This window comes from Marinobacter sp. LM1, assembly GCF_042763285.1.
Classification (GTDB): domain Bacteria; phylum Pseudomonadota; class Gammaproteobacteria; order Pseudomonadales; family Oleiphilaceae; genus Marinobacter; species Marinobacter nauticus.
Genome location: NZ_CP114373.1, coordinates 1,370,237 through 1,390,510 on the forward strand (window position 1 = coordinate 1,370,237; position 20,274 = coordinate 1,390,510).

At 55.6% G+C, this 20,274-nt stretch carries 21 protein-coding genes and 4 tRNA genes; 17 read left to right on the forward strand and 8 right to left on the reverse strand.

From position 1 onward, the window contains the following. Positions 1–6 precede the first annotated feature (6 nt). The 5 genes from OZ656_RS06465 to purE form a co-directional block, all read right to left on the reverse strand. On the reverse strand, positions 7–594 hold the full coding sequence (locus tag OZ656_RS06465; protein ID WP_226597131.1) for a LemA family protein: 588 nt from the start codon (positions 592–594) through the stop codon (positions 7–9). Positions 595–617: 23 nt separating this feature from the next. Next, positions 618–2,678: a bifunctional diguanylate cyclase/phosphodiesterase gene (locus OZ656_RS06470; protein WP_022991646.1), complete on the reverse strand. Its 2,061-nt coding sequence runs from the start codon at positions 2,676–2,678 to the stop codon at positions 618–620. A 256-nt stretch (positions 2,679–2,934) separates the two neighbouring features. Next, entirely contained in the window at positions 2,935–3,513 is a 579-nt protein-coding gene (gene sodB, locus OZ656_RS06475; RefSeq protein WP_011785497.1) for a superoxide dismutase [Fe], read from the reverse strand. A 73-nt stretch (positions 3,514–3,586) separates the two neighbouring features. Continuing rightward, positions 3,587–4,705, reverse strand: a complete 1,119-nt coding sequence (locus tag OZ656_RS06480; RefSeq protein ID WP_278349934.1) for a 5-(carboxyamino)imidazole ribonucleotide synthase — start codon at positions 4,703–4,705, stop codon at positions 3,587–3,589. A 167-nt stretch (positions 4,706–4,872) separates the two neighbouring features. After that, complete coding sequence (gene purE, locus OZ656_RS06485; protein WP_011785495.1) at positions 4,873–5,364, reverse strand: 5-(carboxyamino)imidazole ribonucleotide mutase; 492 nt, start codon at positions 5,362–5,364, stop codon at positions 4,873–4,875. 185 nt (positions 5,365–5,549) lie between these two features. On the opposite strand from purE, the gene OZ656_RS06490 reads away from it, so the two are divergent. From OZ656_RS06490 to OZ656_RS06515, 6 genes are all read left to right on the forward strand, one after another. After that, the gene (locus OZ656_RS06490) at positions 5,550–6,509 is read left to right on the forward strand and encodes a hypothetical protein (RefSeq protein WP_278349935.1); all 960 of its coding nucleotides are present in this window, start codon (positions 5,550–5,552) and stop codon (positions 6,507–6,509) included. Between the two features lie 116 nt (positions 6,510–6,625). Continuing rightward, a complete protein-coding gene (locus OZ656_RS06495) occupies positions 6,626–7,483 on the forward strand; it encodes a DUF2846 domain-containing protein (RefSeq protein ID WP_278349936.1) in 858 nt (285 codons plus the stop codon). A gap of 45 nt (positions 7,484–7,528) precedes the next feature. Further along, entirely contained in the window at positions 7,529–7,798 is a 270-nt protein-coding gene (locus OZ656_RS06500) for a hypothetical protein (RefSeq protein ID WP_278349937.1), read from the forward strand. Between the two features lie 179 nt (positions 7,799–7,977). Then, positions 7,978–8,053: transfer RNA gene (locus tag OZ656_RS06505), tRNA-Val, on the forward strand. A gap of 42 nt (positions 8,054–8,095) precedes the next feature. Then, a tRNA-Asp gene (locus OZ656_RS06510) sits at positions 8,096–8,172 on the forward strand. 9 nt (positions 8,173–8,181) lie between these two features. Beyond that, a tRNA-Val gene (locus OZ656_RS06515) sits at positions 8,182–8,257 on the forward strand. 134 nt (positions 8,258–8,391) lie between these two features. Here OZ656_RS06515 and OZ656_RS06520 read toward each other — a convergent pair. Next, positions 8,392–9,798, reverse strand: a complete 1,407-nt coding sequence (locus OZ656_RS06520; protein ID WP_278349938.1) for a 3-oxoacyl-ACP reductase — start codon at positions 9,796–9,798, stop codon at positions 8,392–8,394. A gap of 191 nt (positions 9,799–9,989) precedes the next feature. Here OZ656_RS06520 and OZ656_RS06525 point away from each other — a divergent pair, with 191 nt between their 5' ends. After that, positions 9,990–11,306, forward strand: coding sequence for an acetyl-CoA C-acetyltransferase (locus OZ656_RS06525; protein WP_278349939.1), 1,317 nt, complete (start codon positions 9,990–9,992; stop codon positions 11,304–11,306). 108 nt (positions 11,307–11,414) lie between these two features. Continuing rightward, a tRNA-Met gene (locus tag OZ656_RS06530) sits at positions 11,415–11,491 on the forward strand. Positions 11,492–11,685: 194 nt separating this feature from the next. Here OZ656_RS06530 and OZ656_RS06535 read toward each other — a convergent pair. Next, positions 11,686–11,943, reverse strand: a complete 258-nt coding sequence (locus tag OZ656_RS06535) for a helix-turn-helix transcriptional regulator (protein ID WP_094625374.1) — start codon at positions 11,941–11,943, stop codon at positions 11,686–11,688. Between the two features lie 128 nt (positions 11,944–12,071). On the opposite strand from OZ656_RS06535, the gene OZ656_RS06540 reads away from it, so the two are divergent. The 5 genes from OZ656_RS06540 to OZ656_RS06560 all read left to right on the forward strand — a co-directional run bounded on the left by OZ656_RS06540 (position 12,072) and on the right by OZ656_RS06560 (position 15,852). Continuing rightward, positions 12,072–12,305, forward strand: coding sequence for a hypothetical protein (locus OZ656_RS06540; RefSeq protein WP_008170356.1), 234 nt, complete (start codon positions 12,072–12,074; stop codon positions 12,303–12,305). Next, positions 12,298–13,521: a tyrosine-type recombinase/integrase gene (locus OZ656_RS06545; protein WP_278349940.1), complete on the forward strand. Its 1,224-nt coding sequence runs from the start codon at positions 12,298–12,300 to the stop codon at positions 13,519–13,521. Before OZ656_RS06540 ends, OZ656_RS06545 begins: the two co-directional genes overlap by 8 nt. Beyond that, positions 13,508–14,461, forward strand: a complete 954-nt coding sequence (locus tag OZ656_RS06550; RefSeq protein WP_278349941.1) for a TraI domain-containing protein — start codon at positions 13,508–13,510, stop codon at positions 14,459–14,461. The genes OZ656_RS06545 and OZ656_RS06550 overlap by 14 nt, the downstream gene beginning before the upstream one ends. A gap of 158 nt (positions 14,462–14,619) precedes the next feature. Beyond that, positions 14,620–15,162 carry a YqiA/YcfP family alpha/beta fold hydrolase gene (locus OZ656_RS06555; protein ID WP_278349951.1) on the forward strand — a complete coding sequence of 181 codons (543 nt, stop codon included), beginning with the start codon at positions 14,620–14,622 and terminating at the stop codon, positions 15,160–15,162. A gap of 39 nt (positions 15,163–15,201) precedes the next feature. Beyond that, on the forward strand, positions 15,202–15,852 hold the full coding sequence (locus OZ656_RS06560) for a HEPN domain-containing protein (protein ID WP_278349942.1): 651 nt from the start codon (positions 15,202–15,204) through the stop codon (positions 15,850–15,852). 18 nt (positions 15,853–15,870) lie between these two features. Here the strand turns inward: OZ656_RS06560 and OZ656_RS06565 are convergent, their stop codons facing one another. Next, entirely contained in the window at positions 15,871–16,029 is a 159-nt protein-coding gene (locus OZ656_RS06565; protein WP_278349943.1) for a hypothetical protein, read from the reverse strand. A gap of 128 nt (positions 16,030–16,157) precedes the next feature. Here OZ656_RS06565 and umuD point away from each other — a divergent pair, with 128 nt between their 5' ends. From umuD to OZ656_RS06585, 4 genes are all read left to right on the forward strand, one after another. Then, positions 16,158–16,595, forward strand: coding sequence for a translesion error-prone DNA polymerase V autoproteolytic subunit (umuD, locus tag OZ656_RS06570; protein WP_278349944.1), 438 nt, complete (start codon positions 16,158–16,160; stop codon positions 16,593–16,595). A gap of 2 nt (positions 16,596–16,597) precedes the next feature. After that, entirely contained in the window at positions 16,598–17,347 is a 750-nt protein-coding gene (locus tag OZ656_RS06575) for a CLCA_X family protein (RefSeq protein WP_278349945.1), read from the forward strand. Next, on the forward strand, positions 17,344–18,630 hold the full coding sequence (gene umuC, locus OZ656_RS06580) for a translesion error-prone DNA polymerase V subunit UmuC (RefSeq protein ID WP_278349946.1): 1,287 nt from the start codon (positions 17,344–17,346) through the stop codon (positions 18,628–18,630). The genes OZ656_RS06575 and umuC overlap by 4 nt, the downstream gene beginning before the upstream one ends. A gap of 319 nt (positions 18,631–18,949) precedes the next feature. Next, positions 18,950–19,903, forward strand: a complete 954-nt coding sequence (locus OZ656_RS06585) for a hypothetical protein (protein WP_379945112.1) — start codon at positions 18,950–18,952, stop codon at positions 19,901–19,903. Positions 19,904–20,274 lie beyond the last annotated feature (371 nt).

Below are 20,274 nucleotides of genomic sequence, written 5' to 3' on the forward strand. Positions count from 1 at the left end.
CAGGCCTCAGAAACTGACTTTCGGAGCCTGGCGGGCCTCTGGAGATTCGAGCTGCAGCTGGGCGGTTTCCTTGAACGCAAACAGGCCGGCCACGATATTGTTAGGGAACTTCTCGCGGAAGATGTTGTAGTTCATCACGCCATCGTTATACGCCTGGCGCGCGAACGCGACACGGTTCTCGGTGCTGGAGAGTTCTTCCATCAGTTGCTGGATGGTCTCGTTGGCTTTCAGCTCAGGGTAGTTCTCGGCCACGGCGTAGAAATTGGCGAGGGCTTTGGTCAGCAGGTTCTCGGCGCTGCCAAGGCGTTGGATCTTGGTGCTGTCGCCTGGGTCACGGGCGGCATCTTTCTGGGCACTGACCGCGTTATTGCGTGCTTCCATTACCTGGGTCAGGGTGGACTTTTCATGGTCCAGATAGGCTTTGGCGGACTCCACCAGGTTCGGGATCAGATCGTGGCGGCGCTGAAGCTGGACATCAATCTGGGCGAAGCCATTCTTGAACTGGTTGCGCAAAGAGACGAGCTGGTTGTAGATAAACACCAGGTAGAGGATGACAACGGCAATTACGACAAGACCGATGACAGTCGTTCCCATGACTACTCCTAAGGGCTAAAGGTTCAGGCGTTATTTTCCACGATCCGGGCGTGGAAAGTCTGTACGAAATTCTCAAAATCTCTGGGTAACAGGGGCTTGGAGAAGAAATACCCCTGAGCAAGCGCACAGCCACGCTGGCTGAGGTAATACTCCTGCTCTGCTGTTTCCACACCTTCTGCGACGACGGTCAGATTCAGGCTCTTGCCAAGGTCGATGATGGTGTTGGCAATTCGGGTATCTTCCTCGTTGATCAGCAGGTCCCGAATGAACTGCTTGTCGATCTTCAGATGCTGTACCGGCATCTGCTTCAGATAGGTCAGCGATGAATAGCCCGTGCCGAAATCATCAACCGCAATACTGATGCCGGCCCGATGCAGCCGATGCAGCTTGGCGACCGCATCGGTGAGGTTGGTCATAAAGCTGGTTTCGGTCACTTCCAGTTCCAGGCGTCCCGCCGGAATATTATGACGTTTCAGGGTGTTGAGAATATCGTCAACAATGGATTCCTGGCGTAGCTGAACGGCGGAAAGGTTCACGGCGATTCTGAGGTGAGTACCTTCGGATGCCCAGCGAGCGGCCTGCCAGCAAGCCTGATCCAGGACCCATTGACCAATCTCGACGATGGAACCATTCGCTTCCGCTACCGGAATGAAAAGGTCCGGGGGAATCATGCCGTGTTCAGGGTGTTCCCACCGCAGCAGTGCTTCTGCACCAATAACGCGCCGGGTCTCCAGATTGATCTGTGGCTGGTAGACCAGATGGAATTCGTGGTTTGCGAGGGCCTGGGCCAGGTCCTTTTCCATCTGTTTGCGTTCGCGAATTTCCTTGTCGATGCTGGCCACATAGAACTGGAAGTGGTTGTGCCCGGTCTGCTTCGCCAGTGCCATGGTTTGTTCGGCGCTCTGGAGCAAGCGATCGGCCTGGTCGGCATCTGACGGAAACAGGGAAATCCCCAGGGTGGCGGTCATGGAAATCCGGTGGTTGCCCGAATTGATGGGGGAGCCGATGGTAGCGAGTACCTTCTCGGCGGTTTCCGCCGCCTGGAATCCATCGCGCAGATGTTTCTCAACAATGACGAACTGGTCGCTGCCCAGCCGCGCGACATTGAATCTGTCGGATGAGAGGTTGGCGGTCAGGCGACTGGCCACCGTTTGAAGGATGGTGTCGCCGGTGCGGAAACCGCACTGCTCATTGACGGATTTGAAGTCGTCAATACCGCAGACCATCAGAGCGATAGAGCTGTGGCCTTCCTGGGCTCGTTCAATAGCGCCCTGAAGATCTTCCATAAAGGCATCGCGGCTGGGCAGGCCTGTCAGTGTGTCGTAACGGGCCAGTCGGGTGACCCGGTCCTCTGCTTCCCGATGTTTTTTCTGGGTATCTCCGATGGCTACGAGCAGATTGTTGGTGGCGTTAACCCAGAGGCCAAGTTCGTCGGCCCGGTGTCCTTCCGGGATCGAAACCAGGCGATCGTCCGGGTGTGCCGGGTCTACCTTTTTGACCGACTGCACAATGCGCAGCAGCGGGCGGGTCAGCAGCAGATGGAACACCACGAACAGTACGATGCCAAGAATGAGTGCCAGGGCGATGCCTGATGCAAACGTCACCAGTGCTCGGCCGAGCCAGGTTCGAGCATAGGGGGCGGTGTCGTAGTGAACCTCAAGATAGCCGTAGACAAGATCCGGATTGCTGCCTCGCGTGAGACTCTCGCGGTATTCGCGAACCTGGCCGAATATCGGGTCAGTTAAAGGGCGAAACGGGGAGTCCTGCAGAGGCCGTAGCCGATCACCCAGTTCATCACCGTCGGGGTGGGTGATTTTGGCCATGTGAATGGGTTCCAGGGCGAACAGTCCATCCACCACTTGTTGGGCGAGCGTGTCATCAATGCTGAAAACGGCCTGGGTGGCGGAGTCTTCCACCATGGCCAGGGTCTGGGCCGCATCACGCTCCAGTTCAGCGGATACCCTCTTTGCATCCAGCACCACCTGTACCGCGCTCATCAGAATACCGCTCAGCAACGCGACGAGCAGTACCCATCGGAGAATGCGGTATCCGAGGTGGTTCTCTACTTCAAAGGTTTTTTGCATCCGCTGTTCTTGGCTCATCTGTCTGATTGGTTCTGTCGGACTCTGCGACAGGATCTATCACGCGGCACATGACAGTATGGTTCAGATTCCTTTCAACTTCATGGAGTATGGACGATTTTTTCAGAGTTTCTTGTGGATGCGTGTGTCGATTTGTTTCGGTTTCGTCGCATTCAGATACAGAAACGCCCGCAGGGGTTCCCGTGCGGGCGTTTGGTCAACGGTCAGGTTGTTGCTACCTACCGTTGTTCCGGCTGGATCAGGCCAGGTTTTCGTTCACGAAATCCCAGTTGACCAGGTTCCAGAACGCTTCCAGGTAATTCGGACGGCTGTTCCGGTAGTCGATGTAGTAGGCGTGCTCCCATACATCAACGGTAAGTACCGGCTTGTCGGCGCCGGTCAGTGGGGTTTCGGCGTTGCTGGTGTTGGCGATGGCAACACTGCCGTCAGCTTTTTTCACCAGCCAGGTCCAGCCGGAACCGAAGTTGTTGGCGGCCTTGTCGTTGAATTCTTTCTTGAAGTCTTCGAAGGAGCCAAAGGCCTTCTCGATGGCTTCTTTGGCGGCGCCGGTGGGCTCACCACCACCGTTCGGGCTCAGGCAGTGCCAGTAGAAGGTGTGGTTCCATACCTGGGCTGCGTTGTTGAACAGCGGGCCACTGGCGCTCTTGATGATGTCTTCCAGAGACTTGTTGGCATTCTCAGTACCTTCAACCAGGCCGTTCAGCTTGGTTACATAGGTGTTGTGATGCTTGCCGTAATGGTACTCCAGGGTTTCCTGAGAGATATGCGGTTCCAGTGCGTTTTTTTCGTAAGGCAGTGCGGGAAGTTCAAATGCCATGAGGTCGTTCTCCCTGGTTCTCTCTGTTTATGTGAGTTGACACTCTCGCAATATAAGGGCGGTTTGAGTTAAATCAACCCCTTGTTGTGAGAGAGCTTTTAAACTCGGGGCTGCCGGGCAGAAACTGTGCGCAGTTCCGGACCCGCCAGACCAGCTCTTCATAACTGTCTGCCAGAATGTTCACGTGCCCTAGCTTGCGGCCGGGGCGCTCCCCTTTATTGTAGAGGTGAAGGTGAGCGTAGGGCAGTTCCAGTATCCGTTCAATGTCGCCGTGCTCGCCGATGATATTAATCATGCAGCTCAGGCCGCGTGCCTGAACGTTGCCCAGAGCGTGTCCGCTGACCGCGCGAACGTGATTCTCGAACTGGCTGGTCATGGAACCCTCAATGGTCCAGTGCCCGGAATTGTGGACCCGTGGAGCCATCTCGTTTGCTACCAGGCCGTCCTCGGTCTCAAACAGTTCCAGAGTCAGTACGCCCACATAGTTCAATTCGTTCAATAGTGCCTTGATGTACTTTTCAGCATCTTGCTGGATGTGGGGTTGCAGTCCGGGTGCCGGGGCAATGGAGTAGCGCAGAATGCCCTCGTGGTGGGTGTTCTCGGCAATGGGGTAAAAGGCCACATCGCCATCCTCACCGCGAACAGCGATGATGGACACTTCGCGTTTGAAGTTAACGAACTTCTCCACGATTACCCTGGGGTGGCCGATGGCGGTCCAGGCTTCTTCTGCCTGTTCCGGATCTCTCAGGACGGCCTGGCCTTTGCCGTCGTAGCCCTCAGTGATGGATTTGGCTACCACCGGGCAGCCAAGTGCCTCGGCAGCGGCTTTCAGGGAAGCGGCGCTATCAGCGATTTTCCATTCCGGCGTTGGAATGCCAAGCTGGCCGAACAGGGTTTTCTCTGCCTCCCGGTTCTGGCAAACCTGAAGCGCCCGGGGGCAGGGGTGAACCGGCTTGTGTTGGGCCAGCTTCTCCGCAACTTCAACAGGCAGGTGCTCGAATTCGTAGGTTACGCGGTCGACGCGGGAGAGGAAGTCGTCCAGGTAGCTGCCGTCGCGATCCACAATGACTTCCCCTAGACCAGCGCTGGGGCTGCCGGACATGTCGTAGAACACAAATTCCTTTGCGAGGGGGTATCCTGCAAGGGCCAGCATGCGCCCGAGTTGGCCGGCTCCTAGTACACCGATTCTCATCTGGTTCTCCTGATCAAAAGAAAGCTGCTTCGGTGCCTGAGCGGGCCGGGGAAGACTTTCCAAAACACGCTACGAGCACATCCCTGTGCGCTTGTTTCGGGCCGTCCTTGGCCCTCAACAGTTTTGGAAAGTCTTCCCCGGCCCGCTCACCTGGCTTTGGATTGGTGCTACTGATCCCTGGGGTCAGGGTTGTCCAGAATCGTCTGGGTCTGGTTTTTCCTGAAGTCTTCCACCGCCTGGCGAACCTTGTCGTCGAACGTGCCAACGATTTGTGCTGCCAGCAGGCCCGCGTTGGTAGCGCCGGCCTTGCCAATCGCCAGGGTGCCGACAGCAATGCCGCCGGGCATCTGAACGATGGAGAGCAGGGAATCAAGCCCGTTCAGTGCTTTTGATTGTACGGGGACGCCCAGTACCGGCAAAGACGTTTGTGAGGCGACCATGCCCGGCAGGTGCGCTGCGCCGCCGGCACCACCGATGATGACCTTCAGGCCGCGATCGGCCGCGGTCTTGGCGTAATCAAAAAGCAGATCCGGTGTGCGATGGGCGGAGACAACCCGGGTTTCGTAGGGCACGCCGAGTTTGTCGAGCATATCGGCAGCGTGTTCCATGGTGGGCCAGTCAGATTTGGAGCCCATGATGAGTCCAACAAGCGGCTGCATAAGCAACAGTCCTGTGATAATTGGAAAGCCGGCCATTGTATGTTCTGGCCAGTTGCCGTGCAACACGGCAACCCGGGCGTTCGGCTGTCTGAGCGCTTTCTTTATAAGCCTTCATTTTAACCCGTCCGTAACTGCAGGTATTATCGTCGGTTATACGATTAAACCATCCATTCCCAGGAGCTGTAATGGAACCCATCCGCCCGGACGAAGATGAGCTGAGAGCAGAACCCCCGATTGGCGCCGGGGAAGCGCGAAAGCCCCGTACCAGTAAAGAGCATGAGCCTGGGCGTGGGGCTCCCAAAGCCAAGGCTCCTGGTGCAGCTGCGGGCTCTGGCGGAGGCGGTGGTCGTGGTGGACGAGTTCTTGTCTGGGGAGCGATTCTCGGGCTTGCGGTGGCTGCTGGCGCAGGGTGGTATAGCCAGAGTCAGCGCATCGCGGCGCTGGAAAGTCAACTGGAAGAGGCGGATTACTGGGCGCGGCAAAGTAAGCTGGCGCTGGCCCGTTTTGAGGGCGAGCTTTCCGAAACCGGGGAATCCTTGCAGGAGCGGGGTGCCTCTCTGGAGGAAAAGATAGCGGCCAATGCGGAAAAGGTTGAGACCGCCAACAGTGAAATCCGCAAGCTCTGGGTGGTTGCCAATGAGCGTAACCGGAAACAGCTTGAGGAGCATGGTCAGCGGCTCTCGGTGCTGGATCAGAATCTGGCCGAGACCGGCAAATCGGTGTCAGATCTGGAAACCACGCTCGAGCAGGTTCGTACCACGTTTGCTGGAGATATCGCCCAACTGAGCCAGAAGCTGGAGACGTCTGTGGCTGCGCTGGAGCTGGCAAATAGTGAGGCGACGTCGCAGCTGACCAGGCTGAGTCAGCAGATCGGTGATATCGATCAGGTGGTAGAGAGCCGTATCCGCCGGTTTGAGCAAGAGCAGAAACTGGGTATCGATGGTATTGAAAGCCGGCTGTCCTCCGTTGAGGCTCGAACGGACGGCCTCGCAGGAGCCGGTGATGTTCAGGCGCTGCGGAATCGGCTGGCAGAACTGGCCCGGACCGTGGAATCCATCGATGCTTCCCGTGCCCAACTTACCTCGCGCCTCGTGCGCCTGTCGGAGGAGGTCAATCAGCTCAGGGCGTCGAACTCAGGGCAGTAACGGTTGCCGGGGTGAATGTAACGGTTTGTATTCATCCCTTGCGGTAGCTCTCATTTCTTGTGGTGGCCAGTTGTTATGATCGTCCCTACTCGATAAGGGATGAAGAGTGCATAACAATGAAAATCCGAGTGCCTTTCGTTAAGAGTGCTGCCGTCGTGGCATGCTTTCTGGTGTTGTCTGGCTGCACCGTTTATCAGTCTATTGGCAAGAGTGTGGGTGGCTTTCTGCATCCGGTGTCTGGCCATGATTTCGTGCATATCGACACCGATCAGTGGGACCAGAACAATGCCTTGTTGTATTTCTACCGCACCCACTCCCAGTGGGCGGCGGATGAGATTGAGTCTCCCAGCGTCTATATTGACGACAAACACTATTTCAATATCCGCAATAACAGCTTTACCTGGCTGGAAGTGAGTCCGGGCGAACGGCACATCGCCATGCGTCGGCCGTTGCTTGGGCTTGAAGGCCTGAATTCCTTCAGTCTGAGCCTGATTGCGGATGCCACCCTGAAGGTGGAGCCCGGCAAGATTTACTACCTGAGATACAACGAACTGACGGAGCCTGCACGACCGCATCCGGATCTGGATCCGGAGCACCCGCTGGCCTCGGGGGATCTGCAGCTGGTTACCCGTGAGTATGCCATGCAGTCTGATGAAATTGTGACCACGCTGTTCCTGAACAGCGACTTGCTGGCGCCGAACCATGCGGCAACGTCGATTGTCGAGGTTAACGAAGATACCGACTACGAGAAGCGGAAGCTGGCTCTGGAGCAGGAGCGAGAACTGGAGATTGAGCGCCTCCAGCACGAAGGCAAATATGAGGAAGCCTCCTGGTTCTGGCCATTCGGTGGCGGGCCAACGGTGCCGCTGGAAGCCGATCGCAAACTGGAGGCGCTGGAGCAGGAGTATGCCCAGCTGGAACTTGAGCGCGAGCGCAGGGAAGAGGCGGAATCGGGAGGCTGGTGGATCTTCTAGGCAATGTCTACACTGGGGATGGTGTAGTGAAGAGAGATAAGAACAATGTCCTTCAAAGAGACGTTCCGGCTGCGTATTGAAAAGCTGGCCGGGCAGGTTGGCCCGTTGCTTGAGGAGTCCTGGCGAGAGGCTCGCCAACGGCTGGATGAGCTTAACCAGGCGCTTGCCAGCCAGGCGGTGCCGGGCGAACGCCGGGCGCGGGTGAGTGAGCTGGATCTGAGGAGCAAGGGGCAGCAGGCGGGCCAGAAGTCTGCGGAAATACGGCCCTTCCCTGAACAGGGCAAGACAGTACAACGCTCTGATTTTGATCAATAAATGTCCATTTGAGAGCGCCTCGGAAAAAAGTTCAGCAATTTTCGGAAAAACATTTGACACAGTGAACGAAATGCTTAAAATGCGCGTCTCACTTGGTTGAGACAGCAACGCTGAATCAGCAAGCGCCAGGCGCAGCAAGTGACTGTTTTGAGCCTGAAAAAGAGTAAGGCAGCGAAAGTGGGTGGTTAGCTCAGCTGGGAGAGCATCGCCCTTACAAGGCGAGGGTCGCAGGTTCGATCCCTGCACCACCCACCACTTTCAAAACAGAGTTCAGGTTCGGCAAGGCTGAATCAATGCGGAGCGGTAGTTCAGTTGGTTAGAATACCGGCCTGTCACGCCGGGGGTCGCGGGTTCGAGTCCCGTCCGCTCCGCCACCTTACCCTGGGTGGTTAGCTCAGCTGGGAGAGCATCGCCCTTACAAGGCGAGGGTCGCAGGTTCGATCCCTGCACCACCCACCATATTTTAAAAAGCAGACCGATATGGTCTGCTTTTTTTATGTCCGTAGAAATTGTTAGCCCCTTGGCGCGCAGCAAAAAATGGCCGGCGCAGGGTAGCCCCTGGCCGGCCTTCTCCATGAATTACCTGCTCTGAATTACCTGCCGATCAGAGACTGACCGCACACCCGAACCACGTTCCCGTTCACGCCCGCAGACGCTGGGTTGCAGTACCAGGCGATAGCCTCGGCCACATCAACCGGTTGCCCGCCCTGAGACAGGCTGTTCATGCGTCGACCGGCCTCACGGATGGTAAACGGCATGGCGGCGGTCATCTGGGTCTCAATAAAGCCCGGGGCAATGGCATTGATGGTGATGCCGTTCTTCAGATGACGGGCCATGGTTTCGACATAGCCGATCACGCCGCTTTTGGCGCAGGAGTAGTTGGTCTGGCCGAAATTGCCTGCGATGCCGCTGATCGAAGAAATGCAGACGATGCGGCCGTTTTCCCGCATCAGTTTGCGCTCAGCCAGTTCCTCGTCAATCAGCTCTTCTGCAGTCAGGTTGACGGCAATGGTCATATCCCAGAAATGTTCGGGCATGTTGCCTAGGGTTTTGTCTCTGGTGATGCCGGCGTTGTGGATGACGAAGTCAACACCGCCGGTTTCCTTTTCGATAAAGTCTGCGATCAGCTTTGGCGCCTTTTCATCGGTGATGTCGCAGGCGAGCGCCTTGCCTTTCAGAGCGCCGGTTACTTTCTGCAATTCCTCGAGTGCCGGCGGAATGTCGAGCCCGATGACGGTTGCCCCATCTCTGGCCAGGGTTTCAGCGATAGCGGCGCCAATGCCTCGGGACGCGCCGGTCACCAAGGCCACTTTGCCCGCCAATGGTGCGACCGGATTGGTGGCTTTGGCTTCGTCGGCTTTGCCGATGCGAACCACCTGCCCGGAGACGTAGGCTGAGCGTGGCGACAGGAAGAACCGAACCGAGGAATCCAGCTGGTTTTCAGCATTGGGTGCTATCCAGACCAGGTTCGCGCAAGCGCCCTTTTTGCCGATCTCTTTGCCAACGGCTCGTACGAAGCCTTCCAGTGCCTGTTGTGCAGCGGCCTGGGGCGCCTTGCGGCAGGTGTGCGGGTCCTGGCCAATCACCAGAACCCGGCCATTCGTCGCCAGTTTGCGGATAGTGGGGTGGAAGAAGTCATACAAGGCTCGCAGTTCGCTCGGTTTCTGCAGGCCGGAGGCATCGAAAATCAGCGCTGAAAACTTTCCGGATACATCGCCGGTGATTTCCACAGCCCGGGCTTTGGGGCTTGCCTTGGCCGATTCGGCCAGGGTTTCCGGCCCGGTGGCGTGGTGCAGGGTGGCCGGGCTGGCGCCAACAATGCTGCCAAGGGTGGCGATGGCGCGGGCACCATTGCCGGCACCAATGAGGACATCGCCCTCAATAAACGGCTGATCGACCCGCTTGAGACGTTTCAGCGGGGCGGGTGACGGCAGGCCAAGAGACTGGGCAGCGGTTTTTCCCACCGGGGTATTCACGAGTTTGAGGTAGAGGTCAGACATGTTTTCTTCCTTGTGTATCTGGTTGCTTGCAAATTAGCCTAAAGGGTAAGGAATCTTCCAGCTATTGTATTGACTGAACGCAGGTTGTGCGTTGTCAGAGTTGCCAATGAGAGACCGCCGTCAGGCGCTAGACTCATCAACAGTATCGGCTAACTGAAACAGAATCATCTGACTCACAAGGAAACACAGCGATGGCACAGGCAAAGAAAACCACTGCAACCGCGAAGGCGGCCAGCCAAGGCATTCGACGGGTGGCCGTGATTGGCGGCAACCGTATTCCGTTCGCTCGTTCAAATACCGCCTACAGCAAGATCAGCAACCAGGAGTTGTTGACCTCGGCGCTTCGGGGGTTGGTCGATCGCTTCAACCTGGACGGCATGAGAATGGGCGAAGTGGTCGCGGGTGCCGTGATCAAGCATTCCAGGGACTTCAATCTTACCCGTGAATCGGTTCTCAGCTGTGGCCTGGCGCCTGAAACTCCGGCCTACGATATTCAGCAAGCTTGCGGAACCGGGCTGGAAGCCGCGATTCTGGTGGCGAACAAAATCGCGTTGGGACAGATCGAGTGCGGCATTGCCGGCGGCACCGATACCACGTCTGATGCGCCGATCGGGGTGGGCGAAGGGCTCCGGGAAATCCTGCTGGACCTCAACCGTGCCAAGACCACCAAGGAGCGCCTGAAAATTCTTGGCCGTTTCCGGCCGAGCCATCTGGTGCCGGAGATTCCGGAGAACGGCGAGCCCCGTACAGGCATGTCCATGGGGGACCACTGCCAGGTGACTGCCAAAGAATGGAGTATCGCCCGTGAAGATCAGGATCGCCTGGCCTGGGAGAGTCATCAGAAGCTGGCAAAGGCCTACGAGGAGGGCTTTTTCGACGATCTGATGACTCCCATGGCCGGTCTCGATAAAGATAATATCCTGCGTCCGGACACCACGCTGGAAAAACTGGCCACCCTCAAGCCCTGTTTTGATCGGGAAAACGGCACCATGACTGCAGCCAACAGCACGGCGCTGACCGATGGCGCGTCGGCAGTGCTGTTGGCCAGCGAAGAGTGGGCAAAGGCCCATAACATGGATGTCAAAGCCTGGCTGACCTTCTCCGAAGTGGCTGCTGTGGATTTCGTCGACAAGAAAGAGGGCCTGCTGATGGCGCCAGCCTATGCCGTACCCCGGATGCTGGAAAGGGCCGGCCTGACCCTTCAGGATTTCGACTTCTATGAGATTCACGAGGCATTTGCGGCACAGGTTTTATCTACCCTGAAAGCCTGGGAAGATCCGGGATTCTGCAGGGAGCGCCTCGGGCTGGAAAAACCATTGGGCACCATTGATCGCGACAAGCTGAACGTGAAGGGTTCGAGTCTGGCCACGGGGCATCCGTTTGCCGCGACCGGAGGCCGTATTGTCGCCACGCTGGCCAAGCTGCTGGAGCAGAAAGGTAGTGGTCGTGGCCTGATCTCAATCTGCGCCGCTGGCGGCCAGGGCGTGACGGCAATTCTGGAGCGCTGATCCGGGCGGGATAGGTAATAACCGAAATGCGCTTTGACAGCTGGCGGCCAGAGCTATAGTATTCGCGCCACGTTGATCGGGCCTCTACCTGATTGATGAAAAGTTTGATGCGGGATGGAGCAGTCTGGTAGCTCGTCGGGCTCATAACCCGAAGGTCGTTGGTTCGAATCCAGCTCCCGCTACCATAAAAAAGAAAGGCAGATCAGTTAGTTACTGATCTGCCTTTTTTGTTTTCTGATCCTGAAATTTTCTCCGTGCCCTCACCGTGCCCTATGCGTGCCAATTTCCGATTTGGATATTCTGGCTCCTCTTCGTTGTTGACCGTCAGTCTTCTGGGGCACGGGATATTAGCTTCCGCCCTCACGCTAAAAAAAGAGAATCACTTTTCGCCTTCCGATCCTTCAGACTCGTCCGAGACTTCCTTGATGTGCGTGATTAACTGCTCAACCGAACAGTCGAAATAAGTGCATAGCTTATCAATGTTGTCCGTCACTGTGCTGTGGCCGGGATGATTGATGATTTTCGACAGTGTCATCCTGTTGATGCCAGTGTCCCTAGCGATTTCACCGATAGTAATTCGTCGTTTCTCGGCAAATTCCTTATCTGCTATCAACTCCTTTAAATGGAAACGGATCATCTCTCTGCTCGTTTGATAAAACAAATGATCAAACGCCACTTGCAATTATCGCTATGTGGCGTATATTGGTGATCAAGTGATAACAAAAGTTATCAACTGATCATTGATTGGCGAAAGGAGATGTTCTCATGAACAACACGTACCTGACAACTGAAGAGCTATCAGAGCGTATCAAGTATGACCCCCGGACCATCCGTCAGTGTCTGAAAGACAGCGTCCTGTTGGAGGGTAAACATTATATTCGTCCATTTGGCGGCCGAAAAATCCTCTACATCTGGGAGATCATCGAGGAGGACATGCTCAGCATGGCTCAGAACAATCTGGCCATCCCGATGGCGAGCGGAGGTGTTTGTCATGGCTAAGGTGCGAGCACGAGTCGATACAAAAAAGCTCTTTATCGATTTCCGGTACCAAGGAATACGCTGCAGGGAGCAGACTCTATTGAGTGACACCGCCCGCAACCGTAAACAGCTGGAGACATTGATCCAGCGAATGGAAGCCAAAATGTTGGTCGGGGATTTTGACTACGCCGAGTTCTTTCCGGGAAGCAAAAACCTCAAAAAGCTTGAGGACGCTGGGGTCCTTCCCACAAATGGTGAGGGTGTTCTTGGTCAGTCAGAATCAGATACTCCTCTGTTCACAGACTTCGCTGACCAGTGGTTTCTCGAATCGAAAATCCAGTGGCGGAACTCCCACACGCGTAATGTGGAATCCATTCTGGCTAGCTCTCTGAAGCCAGCTTTCAAAAATAAACGGGTAGGCGAGATTTCCAAGCCAGACATTTTGGCTGCACGTAACAAGATGGCTCGGCGGAAGGGAAGGGGGCCGAGTGGGTTGATGGCGCCCAAAACCATCAACAGCCACATGACCATTCTGCGGATGATTCTGACGGAGGCGGCTGAACGGTTTGACTTCACCAATCCCTACCTGAACATCAAACCGCTCAAGCAGCAGAAGGTACACATCGAGCCCTTCTCCCTGAACGAGGTAGAAAAGATCCTCGAAACGGTCAGGGAAGATTACCGCAACTACTACCTGGTGCGTTTCTACACCGGCATGCGTACAGGGGAAGTTGACGGCCTCAAGTGGGAGCATGTGGATTTCGAAAAGCGGGAAATCCTGGTACGAGAAACCCTTATCCATGGCCAGACCGAGTACACCAAAACGGATGGCTCTCAGCGGGAAATTCCCATGTTTGGCCCGGTGTACGATGCGCTGAAGGCCCAGTACGAGGCTACTGGCAAGCTCAGCAAGTTCGTGTTCTGTAACCGGCTGGGAGAGCCACTGGACCATAACAATGTGACCAAGCGTGTCTGGTACCCGCTGCTGGAGCATCTCAAGTTAAAGAAGCGTCGTCCCTACCAGACACGGCACACGGCGGCGACACTGCTCCTTGCCTCCGGTGAGAACCCGGAATGGGTGGCCAGAACCCTCGGCCATTCATCCACTGAAATGCTGTTCAAAGTGTATTCCCGCTATATCCCGAACCTGACTCGCATGGATGGCAGCGCCTTTGAGCGCCTGATTCAGAGCCGGGTCATCGAAAACGATAAGGAGGTAGGTAATGAAACTGAATGATTTGCGCCCGTTGACTCAAGAAACGTTCAAAGGCACCTACCGACTGACGGGGCGTGTGGCCTGTTTTGATGATGAAGGTATTCCGTATCTGAAACTTCGCTTGAGCAGTTGTGCCAGCGACATCGTGGTACTGGCGGTGATCGGCTCTATTGTGATTCCAGAGCATCTGGGACACATGGATCTAGTTGTGGTCAAAGGTCAGGTCTGTGTCGGTGCGGAGGACAGTGAGATTCTGCTGACCGATATCCGCCGGCCGTTGCAGGCCGATGTTGCCGGCTTGCCGGCGCTTCAGACTTTGCCACGAACGTTCTGCCCGAAGCCGGAGGAACTGGATCAGCTGGTGGCTGCGGTACGCTCTTTGCAGTCAGACCCATTACAGATATTCGTCAAGCGAGTATTGGAGCGCCGTGACAGGTTGGAAGTTTTCCTGAAAGCGCCGGCGAGCAGGAATTACCATCACAATGACCCCGGCGGCCTGCTGGCTCATTCCCTGGACGTTGCGAAGAACGTACTGGTCATGACCAAGGCCAATGAGCCCGATATGCCTCGAGAGCTCCAGGAGCTCGGCTTCGTCGCTGGCTTGTTGCACGATATTGGCAAGACCTACACTTATGATGCGTGGGGTAAGCCGACAGCAACTGCAAAGTTGTGCGACCACGCCGACATGACCTTGGAGGCCTGCGCCTACGGCCTGGCGTATCTCGACAAGGTAGACCCTGATGCAGCGCTTGCACTCAGGCACATTTGGACCTGTGCCTCGCCCGGCGCACGCTACGGTGTCAGCCCTGCCATGACTCTTGCCCGCTATGTTCGGGACGCCGATGCCCAGAGTGCCATGGCTGACAATCAGCGGAAGGCCTATCGAAAGCGCCAGCCAATAGGTTTTGGGCGGCTTGGAAACAATGTGTATTGGCGGCCATCAATCGAAGCTCTTGGATGAGGCGGATGAAAACGACAGTGAGGGGTGTGAGCACGTTGCGGCCACACCCCTTTTCTTTGTCCCGGCGGTGCGTGAGGACAGCCCTTAGGCTATGAAGCAGGCATTTACTCCCCAACGGTGCTAAGGTCAGGAAAAATAGAGCGTCCCGAGTGAAGGATATGCTGAAAACCTACTACCTCCATGGCTTTGCCAGCCGCTTCGATATCACCAGCGACAAGCTCAAAACGCTCGCCAAGCTTGGCCCTGTCTATGGTCACGACATTGACTACACCCAAGGCGCGGAAGACGTCATTGAAGATAGCCTGGACAAGCTGATGCAAGTGAACCCGGACCTTCTGGTTGGGACTTCGATGGGAGGATGGCTGGCGGGTGTTCTGGGAGCCGAATCCGGTGTTCCGTTTGTCGCCATCAATCCGGTGACGGATCCTGCCCACACTCTCAGACATTGGATAGGGCAGGGTGTCGATCATCAGGGCCAAGCCTATCAACTGACAGATGAAGTGGTTTCTAGCTATTACCCTTTCACCCACCATGGCAGCGGGATAGTGCTGTTGGACCAGGGGGATGAATTGCTTCCGTGGAAAGACACTGTCGGGGCACTTGGGGATTATTTTCCGGTTCATAGCTTTGAAGGCGGCAGCCATCGGTTTGAACACATGGAAGAAGCGTTGAAGCTGATTCGGGAACATGTGAAGGATTGAAACCGAAAGCCCGGACTGGATGAACGGATAGACCGAACCATGAATTACGACACTCTCAAACAACGCCATCGCGATGAACGAGACGGCTACCCCGCCAATCTTAGTCTGCGAGTTCATCGGTCTCTGAGTTGGTTACAGCGAGCAGAGCAACTGGATGACCCGGATAGCCGGTTCATCTTTCTGTGGATTGCGTTCAACGCGGCCTATGCCACAGAGATCAACGAAGAATACCGGACGACAGAGAAAACCGCCTTCCGTGGTTTTTTGGAGAAGTTAGTCTCTCTTGATGCAGACAAACAGCTGGATGGGCTGACCTGGACAGAATTCCCCCGGAGTATTCGGGTACTTCTCAGCAATCGTTTTGTGTTTCAGCCCTTCTGGGACCATCAAAACGGAAAGCTCAGTGAGGAAGAGTGGCAGGACCAGTTTGCCCGTGCAAAAGTCGCCGCTCAGTCCGCCTTGGGCTCAGAGGATACCGCGACGGTACTGGGCATTGCGCTTAGCCGGATCTACACTCTGCGAAATCAGTTGATACATGGCGGTGCTACTTGGGGCAGTAAGGTAAACCGGGAGCAGATTCGTGACTGTGTAGCTTTGATGAGCCAACTGGTTCCCGTCATTCTGACAATCATGATGGATCACCCGGAGACACTGTGGGGCGATGCCTGTTATCCGGTTGTGAAGGATTAAAGGTGCTGAGGTCTCGAATTAACGGCAAGCTGGTGGTTTTTCACTGGGCTTCATGGCAACCGGATGCGTCAGGGCGCGACCAATCACATAGCCGGCTGCCACACCCACCAGCGCCGTCACCGGCCCGATCAGGCCACCCAGCAAGCCGCCAATAAACATCAGTATTACGCTTTTCATACAGACTCCTCCTGCCTTCCTGGCAGCTGCACTATTCCGAGTATAGGGCATTGTGCCCATTGATGGGTTGACCCGCTGATATTGTCTCGCCAAAATACTGTATATTCAACCAGTATCCGGTGTAAAGCATGTCCTGCATCCTGCTTGGAGACTACGAATCCGTTTCACGCCTGAACATCCCGATGTTTCTGGAACGGGTCTCGGCGGGCTTCCCATCGCCGGCAGAAGACTACGTTGAGAAAACCATTGACCTGAACGAGCTGTGCATCCAGCACCCGGCTGCCACGTTTTTTGTGCGAGTGCAGGGAGAGTCCATGATCGACGCGGGCATTTACCCGGGCGATGTTCTGGTGGTGGACCGATCACTGCGGGCCAGGCATGGAGATATCGTCATCGCCAGCCTGGAAAGCGAGATGACGGTGAAACAATTGCACCTGACACCGCCGCCGGTTCGGCTGCTGCCCCGGAACCCGGCCTACAAGCCACTGACCATCGAGGGCGACATGGTGATGGAAGTGTTTGGGGTGGTCACCAACGTCATTCGGTCACTCAAGCGGGGAGGGTAGGGATGACACCTGAATCGGCAGTCTCCTTTGTCACGGTAAGACGACGGTTCGATTTTCGCAGCATCGAAGTCGGACGCTGGGTGACGCCCCAGGAGCGGGACCGGGCAGCTGGTCGGTTTTATCAGGCGCTGTGTGATTTGATGACGATCCTGCGAGGACCGGAGCCATTGATCTCCCTGAGGAGCACGCTGGGCCTGCAGTATGGCATCGGCGGCCGGCTGGGCGTGGCCGCGCACTACATCCCCGCCACCCGGCAGCTGGCGCTGACCAAGAACGCCGGTGCGGGTAGCCTAGCGCATGAATGGTTTCACGCCTTTGATCACTACATGGGTGGCAAGGCCTACGGGAATGCCGGACCGTTCGGTTTTGCCTCCAGTGCCTGGCTGAACAGCGTAAACAGTAAATCCCACCCATTGAACGAACGGCTAGGCGCCTGCTTTCAGGCTATCATGCTGACGGAGGACGGCACTGCACCCAGCACTTTGTTCCGGGCCTCCCAGGTGGCCGATCAGCATTTAAAAACGGTTTATTACGCCAAGCCGGAGGAACTGTGCGCCCGCGCCTTTGAAGCTTTCATTGAAGACAGCCAGCCGCGTAACCGGTTTCTGGTAAAGGGAACCGTTCACTCTGATGAAGCCAAGGCGGGTCTGTATCCGCAGGGCAATCATCGCCAGCGGATCAATGACGCCTTTCAGTGTTACTTTGCGGCGCTTGGGGCTGCGTTGTACCGGGAACAGGCTAAAGCCGGATGAGGAAGCCCGTGTTCGCCCTGGTGGACTGCAATAACTTCTATGCCTCCTGCGAGAAGCTGTTCCGCCCGGATCTGCGTCATACACCGGTTGTGGTGTTGTCCAACAATGACGGCTGCGTCGTCGCCCGTTCCAAAGAAGCCAAGGCACTGGGGATCAAGATGGGCGTGCCGGTTCACCACATCAAAGCGGAGATTCGCCGATACGGTATCCAGGTGTTCTCCTCCAACTACACCCTCTATGGCGATATGAGCCGGCGGGTAATGACGACCCTAGAAGCTTTGGCCCCCAAAGTGGAGCTCTACTCCATTGATGAAGCCTTTCTGGACCTGACCGGCATTGACCGGGTGGTGTCCTTCGAGGACTTTGGCCGGGAGGTGAAGAACACGGTGTACCAGAACGTCGGCTTACCGGTCTGTGTGGGCATTGCTCCTACGAGAACCCTGGCCAAGCTGGCCAACCATGCCGCCAAGAAATACCCGGCGACCGGAGGCGTGGTCGACCTGACAGACCCCGCCCGGCAACGGCGACTGATGGCCCGCGTACCGGTTGAGGAGGTTTGGGGTGTCGGGCGAAAACTCAGTGTCAGGCTTCAGGCCATGGGCATTGTCACGGCGTTACAGTTAGCGGATACCCATCTGGCGACGCTCAGAAAACAGTTCTCTGTGGTATTGGAGCGCACGGCCCGGGAGCTCAATGGCATTCCCTGTGTGCCGTGGGAAGAAGTGCCACCGCCCAAGAAACAAATCATGTGCTCCCGTTCATTTGGTCAGCCCCTTCAAAAATTGAGCGACCTGGAAGAAGCCGTTGCGCACTTTGCGACCCGCGCGACCGAGAAGCTGCGTGGAGGCCAGCAGTATGCGGGAGAGCTGATGGTGTTCATCCGAACCAACCCGTTCAAAACCACAGCACCGCAGTATTCGCGCAGTGCCAGCGTGAAGCTTATTCAGTCCAGCCAGGATACCCGGATTATTGTGCAGCAGGCCCTGAGCCTGCTTAGACCGATGTACAGGGATGGGTTTGATTACGCTAAGGCCGGCGTTATGTTGGGGGAACTGGTGGATGAGTTGGGAGTTCAGGAGGATCTCTTCCAAGCCGCGCCGGAGCAGACGCCAGACAGTGGCAGATCGGAACGCCTGATGGCGGTGATGGATACCATCAACCGGAAGTCCAGGGCGACGGTCTACATGGCCAGAGAGGCAGGGCCTGCGGCCTACGCTATGCGGCGGGGGCATTTGTCGCCGGCGTATACAACCTGTTGGGATGACTTGCCGAAGGTTCGCTAGTAAACAAAAGCGAACATTCGAATTGCGCCTTCTGCCCCGATTTTCTTCCCCTTAAATTCTGGGGTAGGGTCAGTCAGGGTCACATGGTCCCTCGAAATCGTTAAAAGAGTAGACTATGGACCTTAAGTTTGTTTGGTGTTGAAGTTTTACAATATTTTGCAAATCCAAAAAAGCCCGTACTCTCGGTCTTTTTTCTATATAGGTCGATTCAATCGCAAGTGCTTAATCCATAATCTCCATGCATTCAAGGTTTGGTGTTTCTATAGTGAGAAGAAGGGAGAGAAAATTCCTTCTCTCCACAGACCCTTATGGAGAAATTATGTTTCGAAAAATCATGCCGCTCTTTCCCAAAATCCTGGGTTTTGGAGGCGTTATCGTCGGCGCCAGCATTGCTTTATCGCAAACGACGTTCCCTGAATATTCCGTTGATCAAAGTGCATTGAGCTCAGTAACCGATGTCGTTGCCGTCAGCAACCTGAATTCATGGGCGACGCTTCTTTTAGCTGTAGCTTTCGTGATTTGGGCCAGCGCTGTCTGGATGGCCGATAAGCACTTTTCGGGTGGACTGAGCCCGGATGGATTTATTGCCAAATACTTTTCCGGGTTGGCTGAGTACCTTGGATTTTTTCTGGCGGGAGGAGCGACCTTCGCTATCTGTTTCACTGCCCTGGTTGCGACCTTCCTCATCAACCTTCTGTCATATTGGGTTTCTGGATCATTTTTTGTTTTTGGTCATCAATTTATATCTCAAAAAGCACTTTTTCAGATGCTTATTTCAGGGGTGGCTTTTAGCTTTGTAGGGGCAAGTCTTGTTCGATACGCTCGAGGAGATGGGTTTGCGGTCTTCCGGGCTGGGTCCGATTGCCTCCGAGCAAAGATCAGTCACGGTAGGCAAGTTTGGCACCTGCATTTTGTGCCGAAGGGTCCCCTCCCCAGTGAGCTTGGTCGTGCGGCTAGTACATCCGATTTTTTGATCGAGGAAGCTAAGAATTTGATAGGCGAACTTAAACGACTCGGAAGGGAACGCCCCCAAAAAATCATAATGGATTCGTTCTTACTCGCCGATACAAGATACACAGAAAAGCATAAGGCTGTTCTTCAGCGTGTGGCTGACGAAGCGGGCTACACGTATGAGTATCCGGAGGATCCAATCGACTTGAGCCCATTTCAGCGATGGATCAGGGCTTGGATGTTTCATAAACTTAGATCGCGTCTTGACAATGGGCTTCTTGATAAAACTCGCAGAGTCACGCTGCTCCGCTCTGATCAATAGGGAGGAAGGCCTGCCTCAATGAATTTAGCACAGCCGTTCAACGTCTTATCGGATCTTACCCTTTCGATGTATTAGTTGAATTATCAGTCTAGCCAGTTTAGGGGCTGCACTTTTGATGGGCGACCGGGACTTTCTAATCGATGAACCGGTTCGAGTAAGGTACTGTCGAGGAGGCGAAGAGTCGGTCCTCGACACTTTTCTGTCCAATGGAGGTGACAGTCACACTATTTCATCAAAGGCCGATCGAGAAAAAACTCTGAATTTAGCCGCCTATCCAATGTGCAAGCTCCTCCAATACGATTTCCGGCTCGTGCATACGTATTGCTCGATGATTCAGCATTTCGGCCGGTGCTCCGTGCCTTATTAAACTT

Bases quoted from the DNA above. Each gene is read 5' to 3' on its own strand.
- OZ656_RS06465 (WP_226597131.1), bottom strand. From the start codon at position 594: ATGGGAACGACTGTCATCGGTCTTGTCGTAATTGCCGTTGTCATCCTC.
- OZ656_RS06470 (WP_022991646.1), bottom strand. From the start codon at position 2,678: ATGCAAAAAACCTTTGAAGTAGAGAACCACCTCGGATACCGCATTCTC.
- sodB (WP_011785497.1), bottom strand. From the start codon at position 3,513: ATGGCATTTGAACTTCCCGCACTGCCTTACGAAAAAAACGCACTGGAA.
- OZ656_RS06480 (WP_278349934.1), bottom strand. From the start codon at position 4,705: ATGAGAATCGGTGTACTAGGAGCCGGCCAACTCGGGCGCATGCTGGCC.
- purE (WP_011785495.1), bottom strand. From the start codon at position 5,364: ATGCAGCCGCTTGTTGGACTCATCATGGGCTCCAAATCTGACTGGCCC.
- OZ656_RS06490 (WP_278349935.1), top strand. From the start codon at position 5,550: ATGGAACCCATCCGCCCGGACGAAGATGAGCTGAGAGCAGAACCCCCG.
- OZ656_RS06495 (WP_278349936.1), top strand. From the start codon at position 6,626: ATGAAAATCCGAGTGCCTTTCGTTAAGAGTGCTGCCGTCGTGGCATGC.
- OZ656_RS06500 (WP_278349937.1), top strand. From the start codon at position 7,529: ATGTCCTTCAAAGAGACGTTCCGGCTGCGTATTGAAAAGCTGGCCGGG.
- OZ656_RS06520 (WP_278349938.1), bottom strand. From the start codon at position 9,798: ATGTCTGACCTCTACCTCAAACTCGTGAATACCCCGGTGGGAAAAACC.
- OZ656_RS06525 (WP_278349939.1), top strand. From the start codon at position 9,990: ATGGCACAGGCAAAGAAAACCACTGCAACCGCGAAGGCGGCCAGCCAA.
- OZ656_RS06535 (WP_094625374.1), bottom strand. From the start codon at position 11,943: ATGATCCGTTTCCATTTAAAGGAGTTGATAGCAGATAAGGAATTTGCC.
- OZ656_RS06540 (WP_008170356.1), top strand. From the start codon at position 12,072: ATGAACAACACGTACCTGACAACTGAAGAGCTATCAGAGCGTATCAAG.
- OZ656_RS06545 (WP_278349940.1), top strand. From the start codon at position 12,298: ATGGCTAAGGTGCGAGCACGAGTCGATACAAAAAAGCTCTTTATCGAT.
- OZ656_RS06550 (WP_278349941.1), top strand. From the start codon at position 13,508: ATGAAACTGAATGATTTGCGCCCGTTGACTCAAGAAACGTTCAAAGGC.
- OZ656_RS06555 (WP_278349951.1), top strand. From the start codon at position 14,620: ATGCTGAAAACCTACTACCTCCATGGCTTTGCCAGCCGCTTCGATATC.
- OZ656_RS06560 (WP_278349942.1), top strand. From the start codon at position 15,202: ATGAATTACGACACTCTCAAACAACGCCATCGCGATGAACGAGACGGC.
- OZ656_RS06565 (WP_278349943.1), bottom strand. From the start codon at position 16,029: ATGAAAAGCGTAATACTGATGTTTATTGGCGGCTTGCTGGGTGGCCTG.
- umuD (WP_278349944.1), top strand. From the start codon at position 16,158: ATGTCCTGCATCCTGCTTGGAGACTACGAATCCGTTTCACGCCTGAAC.
- OZ656_RS06575 (WP_278349945.1), top strand. From the start codon at position 16,598: ATGACACCTGAATCGGCAGTCTCCTTTGTCACGGTAAGACGACGGTTC.
- umuC (WP_278349946.1), top strand. From the start codon at position 17,344: ATGAGGAAGCCCGTGTTCGCCCTGGTGGACTGCAATAACTTCTATGCC.
- OZ656_RS06585 (WP_379945112.1), top strand. From the start codon at position 18,950: ATGTTTCGAAAAATCATGCCGCTCTTTCCCAAAATCCTGGGTTTTGGA.